Genomic DNA, 479 nt, shown 5'->3' on the forward strand with positions numbered 1-479 from the left:
CCTTTCTAGAGAAAGACGACCGAATATTCAACAAAGAGACACTCTTTATATAAAAAGAAGGAGTTTCGCTTGGTTTAGCTGTCAATTTTATAATATTAAAGTCTGTAGTGAAGTAGTTTTTAGAGGGTAGTACCACTACCAACTGCCAACTACCAGCTTAAAGACTAAAAACAGTCTCATAGCTCAGCTGGTTAGAGCGCTACACTGATAATGTAGAGGTCGGCAGTTCGAGTCTGCCTGAGACTACAAGTCGAAGATAGGCGAGAAGTTTATCCTGAGTAAGTCGCCAGAGCGACGCATCGAAGGGAGTCTGCCTGAGACTACGATTGAAATCGAAACTGAAATCGAAGTTTAAATTTGATTTTCATTTTTGAAACGTTCATAGACACATATTGAAAGGAAATTTTAGAAGTTGAAGCGAGATTACTTCATTATTCGTAATTCTGAATTCATAATTCTGAATTTCAAAAAATGGGGAA

Annotated in this window: 1 tRNA gene; it reads left to right on the forward strand. The window is 37.6% G+C overall.

Features of this window, described 5'->3' with window-relative positions:
* Positions 1 to 172 precede the first annotated feature (172 nt).
* Positions 173 to 246, forward strand: a tRNA-Ile gene (locus K8344_RS14010).
* Positions 247 to 479: the final 233 nt, after the last annotated feature.

Source organism: Aequorivita xiaoshiensis (genome assembly GCF_022008395.1).
Classification (GTDB): domain Bacteria; phylum Bacteroidota; class Bacteroidia; order Flavobacteriales; family Flavobacteriaceae; genus Aequorivita; species Aequorivita xiaoshiensis.